The following is a 15,345-nucleotide window of genomic DNA, read 5'->3' as shown; positions in this document are numbered from 1 at the left end:
TACCCGCGAATGATCACAAAAAATGCAAGGAAATGTGCCAACCGTTCTGTTCCGTGCCTCAGTCTGGCCTGACCAGAAGTACCACAGTCATGCCTCAGGATGATCCTTGCCTGGCCTGCACATGGAAATGCCGCAACATGGTGAGTGGTGAGGATGCACGAGCATGTTTGGATGAGTGCTTTCATGGCGTCTGCAGGGAATAATCTCTAATAACTCATAATGAACCACTACAATTACATCCGACGTCAAGATCCTCACCTGCCACGTGTGGCCAGTCCACGCCGGACAGTTAAGTGCTTTGGAGCTTTGGCCTTTCGAAGTATTTGGTTGATCAACACTTTTCACACTGACCTCGCCATAAGGAGCTTGAAAATGAAGAAACTATTCCTGACCCCTTGCCTGGCCCTGGCCCTCTTGTTCATGGCAACGCCCAACCTTTATGCCGTCACCGGCACCTACGTCGACTGCATGCAAGGCTGCCCTGACCTCATCGTCTGCACCAACTGCTGCAACGAGACCTTCCGCAGCATTTTGGGAGCTTGCGATGGTAAACGGGACCAGTGCGAAGCCCTGTGCCCCCCTGGGGACATGGACTGTCTTGACTCCTGCGTGATGACCAGAAACGATTGCCTCATGCAGGACATGCGGGACTTTGACTGCCCGCACTGGAGGGCTGGCGGCCCTCAGCCGGGCTTGACAAGATAAATGGTTGCAGGGATGTCATCCGGACAAATGTTGAATAATTGATAACAGTTGAGATCTGCACTCTCCTGAATAATTTTTGACATGCGCCGGGCAGGGCTCGGTTAACCGGCTGTTGAGGTGGCTGGCCGGTCAACTGCGCTCTGCCCGAATCCAAAGGCCAGTTTTTCCTGCCAAAAAGACAGGTTCTTTGAACCAACCCAGCTTTTCTCTTTTCACCCCCTCTGCTTTTCTTTTTTCTTTGTCTGTGAATATTTTTTTACTGGACAATCAAATGATTAATCAGGTATTTTTTAGTATCATTCCATCACCTTCACTGATTCGTCTTTTTACCAGCTGCACTTCCAGTTAAGGCTCTTTGTTATGAAAGGATGCCCGCAATAAACACATCCATGGAGGCAGGCTGAATGGCGTCTTTTGATGACCGGCGAAACTGGGACAGAACCCATCCATCGGACTGGCCGGTCTGCGTTGTGCAGACTAATACCCTTCCGGCCAGTACGGACCGGTGCGGGGATGATCTATTTCTCCTTTATGCTGACCTGCTGAACTATTCTCCTGGAGGGGCTCTTTTACAATGTCCTTTTCATCTGCCTCAAGGCACAGACCACATTGTTTCATTACCTGAAAAGCTTGGCAGCAGCTGGATCCACCACCAGGCCAGGGTGGCCTGGACAGCTGCCAAAGGAACTGAAGAGCATCACATGGGAGTCCAGTTCACAGGCAAGGCTCCAGAGAAAACCAGGAAGGATTATCCTTCCGGAATCAAAAGCCCCTCACCTTCTGACCTGCTCTTTTTGATGAATCTCGAGCTGTTCAGATCCATTTCCCGGGTCAGCCTGAGTGCCCTGCTTAATGCCCTTGTCAAGATCCGGGTCAGCCCGGGCCAGAGACTGATCACCAGAGGTGAACCAGGAGACTGTCTCTATCTTATTCAGGAAGGCAGTTTCCTGGTTTTTGTAGAAACCAGGGAAGAGGCTTTTCAGGTTATTGCCAGGCTTAGACCTGGGGATGTGGTCGGAGAAATGTCTGTCCTGACCGGTGAACCCAGGACAGCCAATGTGGATGCTGAAACCCAGGGGGTCATCTGGAAGCTGGAAAAGGATCAGTTCAACGGCCTGGCTCTGACCAATCCTGACCTGAGAATGTTTTTGACTGAAGTCATGGCTAACCGCTTTGACACAAGTCTGTTCATCGGAGACAGGACCGTCGGAAAATACATTTTGACCAGAAGGATTGGCAAAGGAAGCTGGGGTATTGTTTATCTTGGAATGCACAGGCTGCTCAAGATGCCGGCAGCCATAAAAATGATGAAGCATGATCTGGCCATGGAGCCTCATTTCCTGAAGATATTCAGGCAGGAAGCTGAAACCATTGCCCGGATCAGGCATCAGAATGTTGTCTGTGTCTATGATATTGAGGAAATATACAGGACCATCTTCATCATCATGGAGTATCTTGAGGGAATGCCTTTGAGGGAATACCTTAAGAAAATCGGTCAGCTCCCAGTGGAACTGTGTGTCAAAATCCTCCTCCAGATATGCCAAGGCCTCAGCTGTGCCCATAGTTACAGTATCGTCCACCGGGACATCAAACCTGAAAACATCTTTCTTCTGGAAAACAACCAGGTCAAAATCCTTGACTTCGGACTGGCCTGCCCTTCAGGCACAGAAGATATGAGTATCGCAGGCACTGTATTCTACTCACCGCCAGAGCAGATCCAGGGATCTCCAGTCGACCACAGGTCTGATTTATATTCCCTGGGCATCATGGCCTATGAAATGCTCATCGGTGCCAGACCTTATCCTGAAGATGACATAGCTAAACTCATGGACATGCATTGCCATGCCGATATTCCTGATCCCTGCAACCTTATGCCGGACATTCCATGCGATTTGCGCAATTTTATATTGAAATGCTGCCGGCGAGATCCTGACCTGCGTTTCCAGTGTGCAGAAGAAGCCGGGAAAATGCTCCAGAAACTTTCCTGCTCTCTCCCTGATCAGCCTTTCAAAAAAATCGCCCCTCGTTCAGTTACATCCCTGCTGATCTCACATTCTCCTGAACAGAAAATCGCCCTGGATGAACTCATCAGAGAACTGGGGTCAAAAGCAGCAGGGATGGGCATCAGTATCCATATGACCCAATTCAGTGATTTTTAGGGAATGCCAGTGTATTCATCAATCAGCCTTTATGCCAGGAGCTGCAAAGGTAATTTTCGACAGGAAAATCAGGATTTTTTCCTGGTCAAAATGATCAGCCCAACCCGGGCCATCCTGGCAGTGGCTGACGGGGTGGGCGGCTCAAAGAATGGAAAACTGGCTGCATTTTCTGCTGTGGATTTCATTAATAAACACCTAACCAGGTTTCCTTTAGACCTGAGACAGATGGCTGATGTGGCAAGCAAGGCCGGTGAGATGATTACTGCCCTCAATACTGCCCGGGCCGACAGTGACCCCATGGGAACAACCCTGACGGCTGTGGCTGTTGATGGCCTTGAAGCTGGATGGGTTCATGTGGGAGACTCCAGGGTCCACCAGTTGAGGGTTAAAGGCTCTCTTGAAACCATCACTCAGGATCATAGATTTATCCAGGAACTGATCAATACCGGAGAATTAAGCCCGGCCCAGGCATTGACCCATCCCATGAAAAACATTCTGGACCAGTGCCTGGGCTGTCCGGATTTGAAACCAGATACTGGAAGGATCAAACTCTCACCTGGGGATCATATCCTCCTGACTACCGATGGCCTGCATGACCATGTCCAGGCCAGTCAGATGGTTTCTGCATTTTTACCCACCCGGGCCCTGGACGAAACTGCTGACATACTGCTCAAACAGGCCATTAAAAATAACAGCAGAGATAACCTGTGTCTGGCCATTGCCAGACTGGAGTAACGGACATGACCCGGGCTGCGGGAGCTTCCAGTTCCATTGCAGCCCGGACCCTGCCCCTTTCAGCCTGACCAGGTCTCTTTTCCTGCTTACTCAGTAGAATTACCACTGGTATTCACTAAACCAGTTTACGTCCTGGTTCCTGTTCTGTCCCCAACCAGACAGACCCGGATTGCACCAGCAGCCCTTTGGTCAGCATTGTTTCTATAACGTGTTTTAAAAACACATCCGTTCCTGGGACAGGATAAAACAGATCATCATGCTCATTTTTAAGACTATACCTTCCAGCAACCATTTCATAAATGCAACGCATTTCCGAGTCCCGATTCTGATAATAAAAAATAACTAATCAATTTCAGTTAATTATATTGACAGGAACACCGATTGTTCCTGGCATGGTTAGTGCTCTTAATGTGGAAAGTCAGAGTTCAGTTCATGGTCATAACTAACAGTTACACCTTAAAGGGGGAACAGACATGCCAGGAAAAGACAGGACAGGGCCTTTGGGAAAGGGACCAAAAACAGGCTTGAGGGAAGGTTTTTGCGGTAAAAAAATGGAGAATGACCGAGATTTTCCGGACCGGCCAGCCAGGAGGCAAGAAAAGTCCGCCCATGCAAGGTGCCGTGGACAAGGCCGGGCAGCAGGTCAAGGATTCAGGGATACCAGGATGAGCAACTGAAACATTTCCAATGCCATTTAACCATGATAAAGTGCTGCATCCGGGCCGGACAGGCTGTTGCAGGGTAATCCCGCAGTTGTCCGGCTGGACTGCAAACTCTGCCCAGCCATTATTCTGAACTTTGCCATCAAGATTGCAGAGATGCAGACAGCTTCAACTGACTGCCACCACCCTGAGTATAAAAATATGCGGAGATCCCATGGAAAAAATACTGATCATCGGCTGCAAGCGAGCCATGAATGAAGTCTGTATCGGGTGTTCAAGATGTCTTGTAGCCTTTAACCGGCGGGAGGGAAAGTTTGGGGATTATCCTAAGGACGCCCAGATCCTGGGTCTGCTCAGCTGTGGAGACTGTCCAGGTTCAACCATAGTCACCAGACTGGCCCAGGTTAAGCTGTGGAACTCTCCCATGCAGGAAGTGCCCACCAGGGTCCATATCAGCCCATGTATAACTGACCATTGTCCCCATGCTGATGAAATTACCGCAAAAATAAAAAACAAAGCCGGGATAAAGGTTATTTCAGGAACTCACGAATATATTCCAGAAAAAATATTTGCCGGCCCGTAATGGACAACAGAATCAGAATCACCATTCTGGTGGATAACTCTGCAGCTCCCGGACTGAAGTCAGAGCACGGATTTTCCGCCTGGATTAAAGCGTTTGGCATTAACATCCTCTTTGATACCGGCCAGGGTCTTGCTCTGGCCGGTAATGCAGCCAAACTGGGTATCCATCTGGACCAGACCAGCCATCTGGTCTTGAGTCATGGACACTACGACCACGGCGGAGGCATCCCCATGGTAACAGAACAGGCTGGCAAAGCAGTGCTCCACCTTCATCCCGGTGCAGTAATCCCAAGGTACGCTCTGGACAGGGACGGACAGGTCAGGTCAATAGGCTTGCCCAGAAAAACCCTTGCCTGCCTGGCTGATCTTCCGGATATCCAGGTATGCTGGGTGTCAAAACCGACCATGCTGGCTCCAGGAATTGGGCTCACCGGAACTATACCCAGGATCTGTCACTTTGAGAACACCGGAGGTGAATTCTATACTGATCCAGAAGCCAAAAATGAAGATCCGCTCTGGGATGACCAGGCACTATGGATCAATGCGCCTGACGGTCTGATAGTTGTATCAGGGTGTGCCCATTCAGGCATTATCAACACCCTGACCTACATCCAGAAAATCACTTCAAGGCAGAAAATTGCAGCTGTTGTTGGGGGCCTTCACCTCTTAAATGCAAACCAGCCCCGTCTGGACCTGACCTTAAGCCTTTTGAGAAAAATATCCCCAAAAATTATCGCCCCCGGTCACTGCACCGGAACCAGAGCTATAACCATGATCAGACAAAAATTCTGTTCTGCTTTCCTTTCCTGCCGGGTCGGTTCCACATTCACCCTGTCAACATAAGGCATTAACCAGAAGTGATCCATTCTCCTTAATATGGACCCAAGCCCTGTTTGATTTTTTAACCAGCCCGACCTATATTCAAATCCTGACCGCTCAAACCGGACTGAAGCATCCACGCTAAAACCCACAACCCCGGGTTCTGCATGAGCCGGAATTCCAGATTCAAAAAACCAGTTTTCCAGATCAGGGGGCTGACCAAAACCTATACCATGGGGGAAGTCACCATTCACGCCCTGCGGGGTGTGGACATGGAGCTTTATCCAGGCGAACTGGTGGTCCTTCTGGGTGCTTCGGGCTCAGGCAAGTCAACCCTGATCAATATCCTGGGAGGACTCGATTCAGCCACCAGTGGTGACATCAGGTACCATGACCAGCCCCTGACCAATGCCGGGGACAAGGTCCTGACCAGGTTCAGACGGGAGCACGTTGGTTTTGTGTTTCAGTTCTACAACCTCATCCCCAGCCTCACGGCCAGGGAAAACATTGCTGTAATCACCGAAATCAGCCAGGACCCCATGCCGCCGGAAGAAGCTCTGGACATGGTCGGACTGGGCTCAAGAATGGATCATTTTCCGGCCCAGATGTCCGGCGGTGAACAGCAGAGGGTGGCCATAGCCAGGGCAATAGCCAAAAGACCGGCCGTACTCATGTGTGACGAGCCCACCGGTGCCCTTGATTCCAGAACCGGGGTCAGGGTCCTGGAAGTCATCAGCCGGATCAATCAGCAGCTTGGCACCACAACTGTGATCATCACTCATAACGAAGCCATAAGCCGAATGGCTGACCGGGTCATAAGAATAAGCGATGGAAAGATATCAGGCATAACTGAAAATCCGGACAAAATACCACCCGGAGAAATAAGCTGGTGAGGGCCATTCACCAAAAACTCGTCCGGGATATCCTGACCATGAAGGGCCAGGTCCTGGCCATTGCCATTGTCATCGGCAGCGGGGTGATGGTCCTGATTTTTTTTGCCACATCCCTGGATGCTGTAACCCAGTCCAGAAACCACTTCTACCAGACCCACAATTTTGCCCATATCTTCAGTGAAGCCAAGCGTGCCCCGGAAATCATGGCCCAGCGCCTCAAAGAAATTCCCGGAGTCAATATTGTCGAAACCAGGGTCAGGGCTTCGGCCCGCCTGGAAGTCCAGGGATTCCAAGACCCCATTACTGCGACCATCCTGTCCATTCCCCAGGGTCGTCAGCCTGATCTCAACCGTCTCCATCTGCGTCAGGGTTCTCTGCCCCAGCCTGATCAGCTGGGGCAGGCAGTGGTCAGCGAGGCCTTTGCCCTGGCCCATGATCTGAATACCGGAGACCGGATCCGGGCCATCATCAAGGGGCGCATGCAGACCCTGACCATCACCGGTCTGGCCCTGTCTCCTGAGTTTGTCTACCAGATAGGCCCAGCTGATCTGATCCCGGACTATGAAAGGTATGCTGTCCTCTGGATGAACCGCCGGGAACTGGCCAATGCCTTTGACCTTGACGGTGCCTTTAACAGTGTCAGCCTGACCGTTCAGACCAGGGCCCAAGAAAAACAGGTCATGGATGCTCTGGACCAGATCCTGGCTCCTTACGGAGGTGTGGGATCATATGACCGGGAGGATCAGCCTTCAAACCGGATCCTCACTGATGAACTTCAACAGCTCAGAACCATGGCCATTGTCCTTCCAGCGATATTTCTCGGTGTTTCAGCATTTCTGCTGAACATACTCCTGGCCCGCATCGTCCGGACCCAGAGGCAGCAAATCGCTGTTCTCAAAGCCTTTGGTTACGGCAATGCTGCAATAGGGCTGCACTACGCTCTGTTCACCGGGCTGATAGTTGTCATAGGTTCGGTCCTTGGCGTTGCATTTGGAGCCTGGGCAGCCGACGGAATATCAGAGCTTTACGCAGAATACTTCAGGTTTCCGGAGATGAGTTTCAGGATCAGGCCCGGAACTGTCGGCCTGGCCGTGCTGGTAGCTTTGGGTGCCGGGCTGCTGGGTGCTGCCAGGGCGGTTATTGAAGCCACTGGCCAGGCTCCGGCTGAAGCAATGCGTCCCCCGTCTCCGGAACGGTTTTCCCTGGGTCTGATTGAAAGATCCTTTCTGGGAAAACTCCTGGATCAACCCGGAAAAATCATCATTAGGAACATTTCCCGGCACAGGCTCAAAACTTCCATGTCCATACTGGGCATTGCCCTTTCCGGATCCCTGCTCCTCCTGGGAAGCTATCAGTTCGGTTCGGTCAACCATATGCTGGACATCCAGTACCGCAAGATTCAAAAGATGGATCTGCACCTGAGCTTCAACGACGTGGTCTCCCAAAGGGCCAAATCCACCCTCCTGGCCCTGCCCGGAGTCCACCATGTTGAAACCTACCGCAGTGTCCAGGTCCGCCTGAGCCACGGACAAAGGGACTACAGGACCTCCATCCTGGGTCTGGACAAAAATCCTGAACTCAGGCCTGTACTTGACTCAAGTCTCCAATCTGTGGACATTCCCCAGGAAGGACTCCTGCTTACATGGTATCTGGCTGATTACCTGGGCCTGGCCCTGGGAGACCTGGTCAGGGTCGAAGTAATGGAAGGCCACAGAAAGACCATTGACATCCCCCTGGCCGGGATCGTGGAAGAGCCCATAGGCGTCAGCGCATACATGAACAGAATTGCCCTGAACAGGGTCATGCGTGAAGGTCCGGCCATTTCTGGAGCCTGGCTCCTGACCGACCAGTCCATGCATCCGGACCTTTTTGCCAGACTCTGGGAGTTTCCAGGGGTGGCAGGAATAAGTATCCTTTCCAGGTCTGAGGACAATATAAGGGGCTACATCCAGGATACTGTACTCTATTTCATGCTCATTCTCCTGATCCTGGCCGGATCAATAGCCTTTGCCATGGTGTACAATAATGCCCGGATTGCCTTTGCTGAAAGAGCCAGAGAGCTTGCCACCTTAAGGGTGCTGGGCTTTACCAGGACAGAAGTGGCCTGGATACTCATTGGGGAGATTATCCTGATTTCCATAATTTCCATTCCCCTGGGATGGTTGCTGGGTGCCGGCTTTGCCCTGCTGCTGAACCAGGCCATGAGCTCCGACCTTTTCCGGCTGCCCTTTGTCATGGAACCTGAAATATTTGCTTTTTCTGCCGGAGGGGTATTGCTGGCCTCAGCCCTGTCCCTGTTCTCCATTACCAGAAAGATAAACAAACTGGATATGGTCCTGGCCTTAAAAACCGAGTGAGCACCACTATGCTCTAAACCTGAACTAAGCGATTTTTAATATAACTTCCCGGTCTCACTGTCATTGTGAGCACCCGGAGGGTGAGTGGCAATCTCATGGACAGCTAACTTAGATTGGTTCGCTTTGTTCGCAATCACCAAGAAAAATCGCTCAAGTTAAGGATGAACTTACAATTTAAGCAACCTTGACCCGCTGTTATGGCAGGAAAATGACATTGGAATCCGACACCTTTTTTTGATATCAGAGCAGCACATGAGCATAAAAAAGAAAATATTCCTTTTCCTGGCTGGCGCAGTCATGATCAGCCTTCTGGTTGTTGCGGTCCTGCCTTCTCCTGTTCCGGTCAATGTCGACCGGGTCCAGCTGGGCTATTTTGCCGAATACGTTGAGGATGAAGGGTTTACCTCACTCAGGTTCACCCATGCCATATCCGCCCCCATCAGCGGATACCTGCACAGGATAACCCTTGAACCTGGGGATGTGGTGGCTGCCGGGGATACCCTCCTGGCCATGGAATCCCTGCCAGCTCCGGCCCTGGACAGGAGGGCCCGGGATCAGGCCAGGGAAAACCTCGAAGCTGCCAGGGCCAGATTCATGGCTGCCAAGGCTGAACATGAAAACCTTGAACATGGCACCAGCCTTGCCCGAAAAGAGCTGGAACGCCATGCCAGACTTTATGAGCAGGGTGTCATCTCCCTGGCCACCCTGGATCGGGTCCGGAATGATCTGGACCGGAGCATTTCAGCTCAAGATGCAGCCCAGGCCAATGTTCAGGCTGCCGGCTATGAGATGGAAAATGCCAGGGCAGCCCTGGAAGTTGCCAGTGGGGCCAGGTCCGGGGAAAACCAGCTCCTGACTGTCAAGTCACCGGTTAATGCTGTGATTCTGAACAGGGAGCGATACCAGGAAGGTGTAATCCATGCCGGAGAATTTATTCTGGAAATGGGAAGGCTGGACGAACTCGAAGTTCAGGTTGACCTTTTGTCCATACATGCTGTCCGGGTTCGTCCCGGCATGCGGGTGATCCTTGAGCACTGGGGCGGACCAGGTGATCTTGAAGGAAAGGTACGCCTGGTGGAACCAGCCGGATTTAAAAAGGTGTCAGCCTTGGGGGTTGACGAGCAGCGGGTTCCCGTTCTTGTGGAGATTACCTCGGCCAGGGATGAATGGCTGGGTCTGGGGCACGGCTACCGGGTGGAAGCCAAATTCATCCTCTGGGAAGACGACCAGACCACATTCATTCCCACCAGCTCCCTTTTCCGCCTGGACAACAACTGGCATGTATTTGTTGTCCAGGGAGAACGCGCCGGGCTCCGACAGGTTGTTCCCGGCAGGCGCAGCGGGCTGAATACCCAGATCCTGGAAGGTCTTGAACCTGGTGAGCTGATCATCACCCACCCTGGAGACCGGATCAGACCGGGAATCAGGGTTAATCCGGAATCAGGATGAACACGTGCAAGCCTTGAATAAGCTTTCAAAATAATCCTTCTGGACCAAGCTGTTGCTCCCTGTCATAAAAGGCCCTGAATTGGACTTGATCAATCCATCAGATCCATAAACATGATTTTCTAATTCCAACAAGCCAAAGCCGGGCCAACTATGGACTTCATGCTGAACCGTACACAGAAAGCCATCCAGCCTGGCTCCATATCTGGAGTACTTATGAAAAAATCAGCCTGCTTCATATCCGTCTTGATCCTCTTGGGCAGTTTTACAGCCAGCCCGGTTAAAGCGGATGAACTCGCCCCCCTGTCAGCAGAAATACTGGAGCTGAGCCGCAAGATCGATGAAATCTCGCAGCGGGAGTCCACTCTGCGCGACCAGCAGGCCTCCCGGATCATCAACCTGGAAGATGAAATAAGGACAGTCAGACAGGAGCTGGCCCAGAATATATCCGCTGTTCGCTCGGAAACTTCCAGAGACCAGGACTCCTTAAAAAAACATATTGAAATCCTTAATGAACTCATTGGTTCCCTGGAAACCAGACTGAAAAATTTTGAAGAAGATATGAGGCTCATAAATTCAGAACTTTCCAGCATTGAACAGGCCATGGCTGATCATGTCCAGGACTGGCAGGAAACCCGGCCTCAAATGGCCTCCCTTGAAAACACCCTGGCTGAACAGGCTGCTAGGATGGACCGGCTGGAACAGACTGAAGATGCTGTAGCCGGTCTTTCCCAAAAAAAAGCTGCCCTGGAATCTGAAATAAGCAGCCTGGCTGCGTCGGTGGATCAGCGTTTCCAGGAATACCAAACTGATTTTTCAGATTTTGAAGAATCTTTAAAAAAAGAGCTTTCCGTTTTGGCTGAAAGAATAACCTACACAGACCAGGGGCTGGCTGAAAAAATGCTCCAGACTGAGTCAGGGGTATCTGAACTTGGGCAACGTCTGGAAAAACGGGAAGTTCAGGCTGGAGCCGCTGCCCTGGGAGCACTGGCCCTGGGGCTGGCTGCCCTTGTCTTGGGCCTTGCAGCCAGACTTAAATCCGGGAAAATCCAGCAGCTGGTTCAGGAAAACAGCCGGTCCCTCACTGAAAGACTTGAAGAGCAGTCAGCAATGCTGGATTCAAAACTTGTCAACCTGCTGGAAAAGCAGACCGTACTGCTTCCGGATCAGGATCCTGATCCGGACCGGCCCGGACCTGGCCCCGAAACCAGGCCAGACCACACCCTGGCCATTGTCCTGGGAGAGGAAATATACAGAATATCCCGCAGAAAAAAAGAGCTGACCAAAGATGGTCCGGCTGTCGAAGAATTAAAGACAGCCATTCAAAGACTCTGGAAGCTCTTTAAGGAAAAAGGCTATGAGCTTATTGATCTGGAAAATAAACCCTACCAGGAAGACATGGAGGCCAAGGCAGAATTTTTCCTGACCCATGAACTCATGCCTGGGGAACAGGTCGTGTCCAGGGTTATCAGGCCGCTTATCCGGCACAATGGGGTCACCATTCAGGAAGCAGAAATCGAGGTTCTGGTGGGTGAATAACTGAATGTACCGAAATATCTATTGCCCGGCCCAGCACAAAATATCGGGCAGCTATTACACAACCCCTGCCCGGTGTATCAGGGCCTGCCCAAAGTTTCCATGCGACCTGTTCTCGGACGAGGAGATTGATCGATATATTGAACAGGGTTTTGTAATCAAAATCATGACTGGATTTAAAACAAGGAGAGTTAAGATGTATCTATTCAAAAAAAAGGACGGCACCCTGACCCCTGCTCCGGACAGCTTTGACCAGCAGAATCCGGGATGGGAAGAACTTCAGGATGTTGATGAGGTTCTCTTTGTCAGCAAAATCCTGGTGCCCCAGATCAAGCTGGTCCCTAAACCGGCCCATTCCCCGAAAACTGCCAAAAAGACCAGTGAAAAGCCCGGTCCGGTCAAAAAAACCAGATAAAAATCTGGAACTCGAGGCAACCATGTTTTTAAAAAAGATAAAGTCCCAGGGACTTTCCCATCTCTCGTACATCATCGGCCACAAGGGCCGGGCAGCAGTCATTGATCCCAGGCGGGACTGCCGGGTTTACCTGAAAATCGCCGGTGAACACGGCTGCAGAATAACCCATATCTTTGAAACTCATCGCAACGAGGACTATGTGGTGGGATCAAAGGAACTGTCCATGCTGACCAGGGCAGAAATCTATCACGGAGCAGGACTACCCTTTACCTATGGCCGGACAACCCGTGAAGGAGATGAATTTGAACTTGGGGACATCCGTCTGAAGACCCTGGAAACACCCGGACACACCCCTGAAAGCATTTCCATGGTCCTGTCTGATGCCGGCTTTGGCAATGACCCGGTAGGGGTATTCACAGGTGACGCTCTCTTCATCGGCGATGTAGGGAGGACAGACTTCTTTCCAGGGCAGGAAGAAAAGATGGCCGGTCTGCTTTACAACAGTATCTTCCAAAAAATTCTACCCCTGGGAGATCAGGTCATTCTTTACCCGGCCCACGGAGCAGGGTCAGTCTGCGGCTCAGGCATGGCCCAGCGCGAATTTTCAACCCTGGGTTTTGAAAAGCGCACCAATCCAATGCTCAAGGGAATGGACCGGGATGAATTCATCAGGATCAAGACCAGGGAAAAACACACCCTTCCCCCTTACTTCTCTAAAATGGAAGAGTTCAACCTGAACGGTCCACCTGCCCTTGGCTGCATTAATCTCCCTCAACCCATGGATGCGGACGAGTTTGAGGACAGAGCCAGTCAGGGGATGCTGATTCTGGACACAAGAAGCGCCCAGGCCTTTGCCGGGGTTCACATCCCAGGAAGCCTTTCCATCCCTCTGGACATGATTCCCTTGTACGCCGGGTGGTTTCTCTCCTATAAAAAGGATATCGGCCTAATTGTCTCCTCCAGAAACCGTCTGGATCCAGCCTTGCGTTATCTGGCCAGGATCGGGTTCGACCGGATAACGGGCTATCTGGATCAGGGTCTCCATGCATGGGAAGTCCTGGGAAAACCCTTCCAAAGCATCCGGGCCGTGCATGCCAAGGAGGTTCAGAAAAGGATCAGCAGCAATGAAAAATTCACTCTCCTGGATGTCAGGACCCAAAAGGAGTTTGACCAGGGGCACCTGCCCGGAGCCCAGCACATGTTCCTGGGCGATCTTGAAAAAAGATTCAGGGAGATTGGAGCTGAGCGGCCTTTGACCTGCTTTTGCGGCAGTGGACAGCGGGCTGTCATTGCTGCCTCGATCCTGAAAAGGCTGGGTTTTGATCAGGTGGAGAACTGCTTCGGCTCCATCCGGGCCTGCTCCACCGGGATCTGTAAAATTGTGGTTACCTGAGAAAAACAGGCACTTAGCACTTGCCGGGCAGTACAGGTTTGGAATTATTTGGAGCCGGACCAGCTGACCGGTCAGGATCCGCAAATCAAGAAAATTAAAGAATCCTGCTCCTTTGGACCTGGCAATGGCGAAAAAGGCTAAATGCCTCCTGTGGTCTTTTTACTCAAAAGCATTTTGTAGGCCTGAGTCAGCCTGATGAACTGGTCATGATCACCGCCCCTGTCCGGATGCATTTTCATGGCCAGCCCCCTGTATATCCTGGTCAGCTCCCTCTGGCTCATGGAACTGAGAATGGCTGATGAAATACCCATGATCCTGCCTGCCTCATCCGGGCTGAGATCTGGCTTTTTAACTGGAAAATCTCCAAACCTTCTCCTGGTCCTGGCAAAAAAATCCCGCAGATGGTCCTGCATGAAGCTTTCCGAGCCCAGGGGATGATCAAAGAACATGATCACATAACGAAGCAGATATGGATGGAGATCTTCAGGTTTTCCAGCTCCCTTCCAGAACAGGTCATCCCTGTTCAGTCCGCATAATTCCTCCAGGAACAGCCGGTCCAGCTTTTCTGGGTCCAGGCCCTGAGGCATTTTCCCGGCAATGATCTCGGAGAAATGTCTGCGCAGATATAAGAAAGAATAAACATAAAGGCTGAATTCATCTGGTTCCAATTCTTTTTCCATGTCCATGAACCTGTGCTCAAGCTCATCCCTGGATTTAAAGGCAAGACTCCTGTAAAACTTGTAAGAAATGGCGGCCTGCTTTGACTGGTCCAGCTCGCCTGTACGAAGATAGTTGTAACGTCTTCTGTCCACCGGGTGCAGGTGGTTGGCAATAAAGTCCTCCTCCTGCCTGGTCAACTCGGAAAACCGTTTTCTGCCCCTGCTTCTGAAACCCTGGATGGAGTGTCTGATATCCGGCCTGACAAACGGCCAGAAAAGTTCCTCCAGTTCATCATAGTCCGGATCAGCTCCGGACCGGGCCAGGCACTCCTCCACCTGCTCATGGATATAAAAACTTCTTCCTCCGGGATAAACAAGATAACCTGACGGGTCCGTCCCAAGGCTCATCAGCTCCCTGGAAACATACACCCCGTCCCGATGGACTGATTCACGGATAAAATAGTGTCTTTCACCGCTTATAACTTTCTGGGCAAGATACATCCGGTTCTCCAGATCATGTAAACAGCAGAATAAGGCTCAATCCCAGATTGATCCCCACCAGGGACGCCACCCCTCTGGCCAGGAAGGTCCACAGTTTCATGGAGGCATTGGCTGCGCATCTCCAGACCGAAACGATCCAGAATACCTGGGCTCCTGCAATAATCACTACATATCCATACCACCAGGCCAGGGGTGGATCAAGATCAAGGGCATAAATGCCCGGAATTTTCAACAGCAGCACCAATAACCCCAGCACCCAGAAGGCTTTCCATAATTCTGTCCGGCCCAGCCAGAACCTGGTCAAAATTCCATTCCTGGCCTTAACAGTATCATCCATTGCAAACCTCCCTATTTATATATTTCCAGACCTGCCCATCCAGATCATGGAATTTTGAATCTAAAAGATCAAGTCCGGTCCTGCAGGGTTAGTTTCAGCCGGTTCTCTCCAGCTGGTCCATCTTGACATTCCCTGGCAAAAAAAAG

At 51.3% G+C, this 15,345-nt stretch carries 14 protein-coding genes; 12 read left to right on the top strand and 2 right to left on the bottom strand.

What is annotated here, in order from left to right:
• Positions 1-372: 372 nt before the first annotated feature.
• The 12 genes from P771_RS0105300 (at position 373) to P771_RS0105230 (ending at position 13,702) form a co-directional block, all read left to right on the top strand.
• The gene (locus tag P771_RS0105300; protein ID WP_028574323.1) at positions 373-705 is read left to right on the top strand and encodes a hypothetical protein; all 333 of its coding nucleotides are present in this window, start codon (positions 373-375) and stop codon (positions 703-705) included.
• Positions 706-1,109: 404 nt separating this feature from the next.
• Positions 1,110-2,864: a protein kinase domain-containing protein gene (locus P771_RS16545; protein ID WP_028574322.1), complete on the top strand. Its 1,755-nt coding sequence runs from the start codon at positions 1,110-1,112 to the stop codon at positions 2,862-2,864.
• Between the two features lie 9 nt (positions 2,865-2,873).
• The gene (locus tag P771_RS0105285) at positions 2,874-3,599 is read left to right on the top strand and encodes a PP2C family protein-serine/threonine phosphatase (RefSeq protein WP_028574321.1); all 726 of its coding nucleotides are present in this window, start codon (positions 2,874-2,876) and stop codon (positions 3,597-3,599) included.
• A 473-nt stretch (positions 3,600-4,072) separates the two neighbouring features.
• Positions 4,073-4,276, top strand: a complete 204-nt coding sequence (locus tag P771_RS19210; protein ID WP_161635945.1) for a DUF5320 domain-containing protein — start codon at positions 4,073-4,075, stop codon at positions 4,274-4,276.
• A 199-nt stretch (positions 4,277-4,475) separates the two neighbouring features.
• Positions 4,476-4,844, top strand: a complete 369-nt coding sequence (locus tag P771_RS0105265) for a CGGC domain-containing protein (protein WP_028574319.1) — start codon at positions 4,476-4,478, stop codon at positions 4,842-4,844.
• Complete coding sequence (locus P771_RS0105260) at positions 4,844-5,686, top strand: MBL fold metallo-hydrolase (RefSeq protein WP_028574318.1); 843 nt, start codon at positions 4,844-4,846, stop codon at positions 5,684-5,686. The genes P771_RS0105265 and P771_RS0105260 overlap by 1 nt, the downstream gene beginning before the upstream one ends.
• A gap of 143 nt (positions 5,687-5,829) precedes the next feature.
• The gene (locus P771_RS0105255; protein ID WP_028574317.1) at positions 5,830-6,555 is read left to right on the top strand and encodes an ABC transporter ATP-binding protein; all 726 of its coding nucleotides are present in this window, start codon (positions 5,830-5,832) and stop codon (positions 6,553-6,555) included.
• A complete protein-coding gene (locus tag P771_RS0105250) occupies positions 6,552-8,912 on the top strand; it encodes an ABC transporter permease (RefSeq protein ID WP_028574316.1) in 2,361 nt (786 codons plus the stop codon). The genes P771_RS0105255 and P771_RS0105250 overlap by 4 nt, the downstream gene beginning before the upstream one ends.
• Positions 8,913-9,164: 252 nt before the next feature.
• The gene (locus tag P771_RS0105245) at positions 9,165-10,361 is read left to right on the top strand and encodes an efflux RND transporter periplasmic adaptor subunit (protein WP_028574315.1); all 1,197 of its coding nucleotides are present in this window, start codon (positions 9,165-9,167) and stop codon (positions 10,359-10,361) included.
• Positions 10,362-10,574: 213 nt separating this feature from the next.
• Positions 10,575-11,897 carry a coiled-coil domain-containing protein gene (locus P771_RS0105240; RefSeq protein ID WP_028574314.1) on the top strand — a complete coding sequence of 441 codons (1,323 nt, stop codon included), beginning with the start codon at positions 10,575-10,577 and terminating at the stop codon, positions 11,895-11,897.
• 193 nt (positions 11,898-12,090) lie between these two features.
• Positions 12,091-12,309 (top strand): hypothetical protein, encoded by a 219-nt coding sequence (locus P771_RS18800; RefSeq protein ID WP_150112138.1) that lies wholly within the window; start codon positions 12,091-12,093, stop codon positions 12,307-12,309.
• Positions 12,310-12,331: 22 nt separating this feature from the next.
• Positions 12,332-13,702: an MBL fold metallo-hydrolase gene (locus P771_RS0105230; RefSeq protein ID WP_028574312.1), complete on the top strand. Its 1,371-nt coding sequence runs from the start codon at positions 12,332-12,334 to the stop codon at positions 13,700-13,702.
• 137 nt (positions 13,703-13,839) lie between these two features.
• Here the strand turns inward: P771_RS0105230 and P771_RS0105220 are convergent, their stop codons facing one another.
• Both P771_RS0105220 and P771_RS0105215 read right to left on the bottom strand, forming a co-directional pair.
• Entirely contained in the window at positions 13,840-14,862 is a 1,023-nt protein-coding gene (locus tag P771_RS0105220) for a J domain-containing protein (RefSeq protein WP_028574311.1), read from the bottom strand.
• 13 nt (positions 14,863-14,875) lie between these two features.
• Positions 14,876-15,199, bottom strand: coding sequence for a hypothetical protein (locus tag P771_RS0105215; protein WP_150112137.1), 324 nt, complete (start codon positions 15,197-15,199; stop codon positions 14,876-14,878).
• Positions 15,200-15,345 lie beyond the last annotated feature (146 nt).

The sequence above is a fragment of the Desulfonatronovibrio hydrogenovorans DSM 9292 genome (genome assembly GCF_000686525.1).
GTDB lineage: Bacteria > Desulfobacterota > Desulfovibrionia > Desulfovibrionales > Desulfonatronovibrionaceae > Desulfonatronovibrio > Desulfonatronovibrio hydrogenovorans.
Note: the sequence above shows the minus strand (reverse complement) of the source record. Positions and strands in the feature narration are given on the sequence as shown.

What these genes read in the sequence shown, in the direction of transcription:
- P771_RS0105300 (WP_028574323.1), top strand. Translation starts at nt 373, where the DNA reads ATGAAGAAACTATTCCTGACCCCTTGCCTGGCCCTGGCCCTCTTGTTC.
- P771_RS18800 (WP_150112138.1), top strand. Translation starts at nt 12,091, where the DNA reads ATGTATCTATTCAAAAAAAAGGACGGCACCCTGACCCCTGCTCCGGAC.
- P771_RS19210 (WP_161635945.1), top strand. Translation starts at nt 4,073, where the DNA reads ATGCCAGGAAAAGACAGGACAGGGCCTTTGGGAAAGGGACCAAAAACA.
- P771_RS16545 (WP_028574322.1), top strand. Translation starts at nt 1,110, where the DNA reads ATGGCGTCTTTTGATGACCGGCGAAACTGGGACAGAACCCATCCATCG.
- P771_RS0105265 (WP_028574319.1), top strand. Translation starts at nt 4,476, where the DNA reads ATGGAAAAAATACTGATCATCGGCTGCAAGCGAGCCATGAATGAAGTC.
- P771_RS0105240 (WP_028574314.1), top strand. Translation starts at nt 10,575, where the DNA reads ATGAAAAAATCAGCCTGCTTCATATCCGTCTTGATCCTCTTGGGCAGT.
- P771_RS0105255 (WP_028574317.1), top strand. Translation starts at nt 5,830, where the DNA reads ATGAGCCGGAATTCCAGATTCAAAAAACCAGTTTTCCAGATCAGGGGG.
- P771_RS0105260 (WP_028574318.1), top strand. Translation starts at nt 4,844, where the DNA reads ATGGACAACAGAATCAGAATCACCATTCTGGTGGATAACTCTGCAGCT.
- P771_RS0105215 (WP_150112137.1), bottom strand. Translation starts at nt 15,199, where the DNA reads ATGGATGATACTGTTAAGGCCAGGAATGGAATTTTGACCAGGTTCTGG.
- P771_RS0105220 (WP_028574311.1), bottom strand. Translation starts at nt 14,862, where the DNA reads ATGTATCTTGCCCAGAAAGTTATAAGCGGTGAAAGACACTATTTTATC.
- P771_RS0105230 (WP_028574312.1), top strand. Translation starts at nt 12,332, where the DNA reads ATGTTTTTAAAAAAGATAAAGTCCCAGGGACTTTCCCATCTCTCGTAC.
- P771_RS0105245 (WP_028574315.1), top strand. Translation starts at nt 9,165, where the DNA reads ATGAGCATAAAAAAGAAAATATTCCTTTTCCTGGCTGGCGCAGTCATG.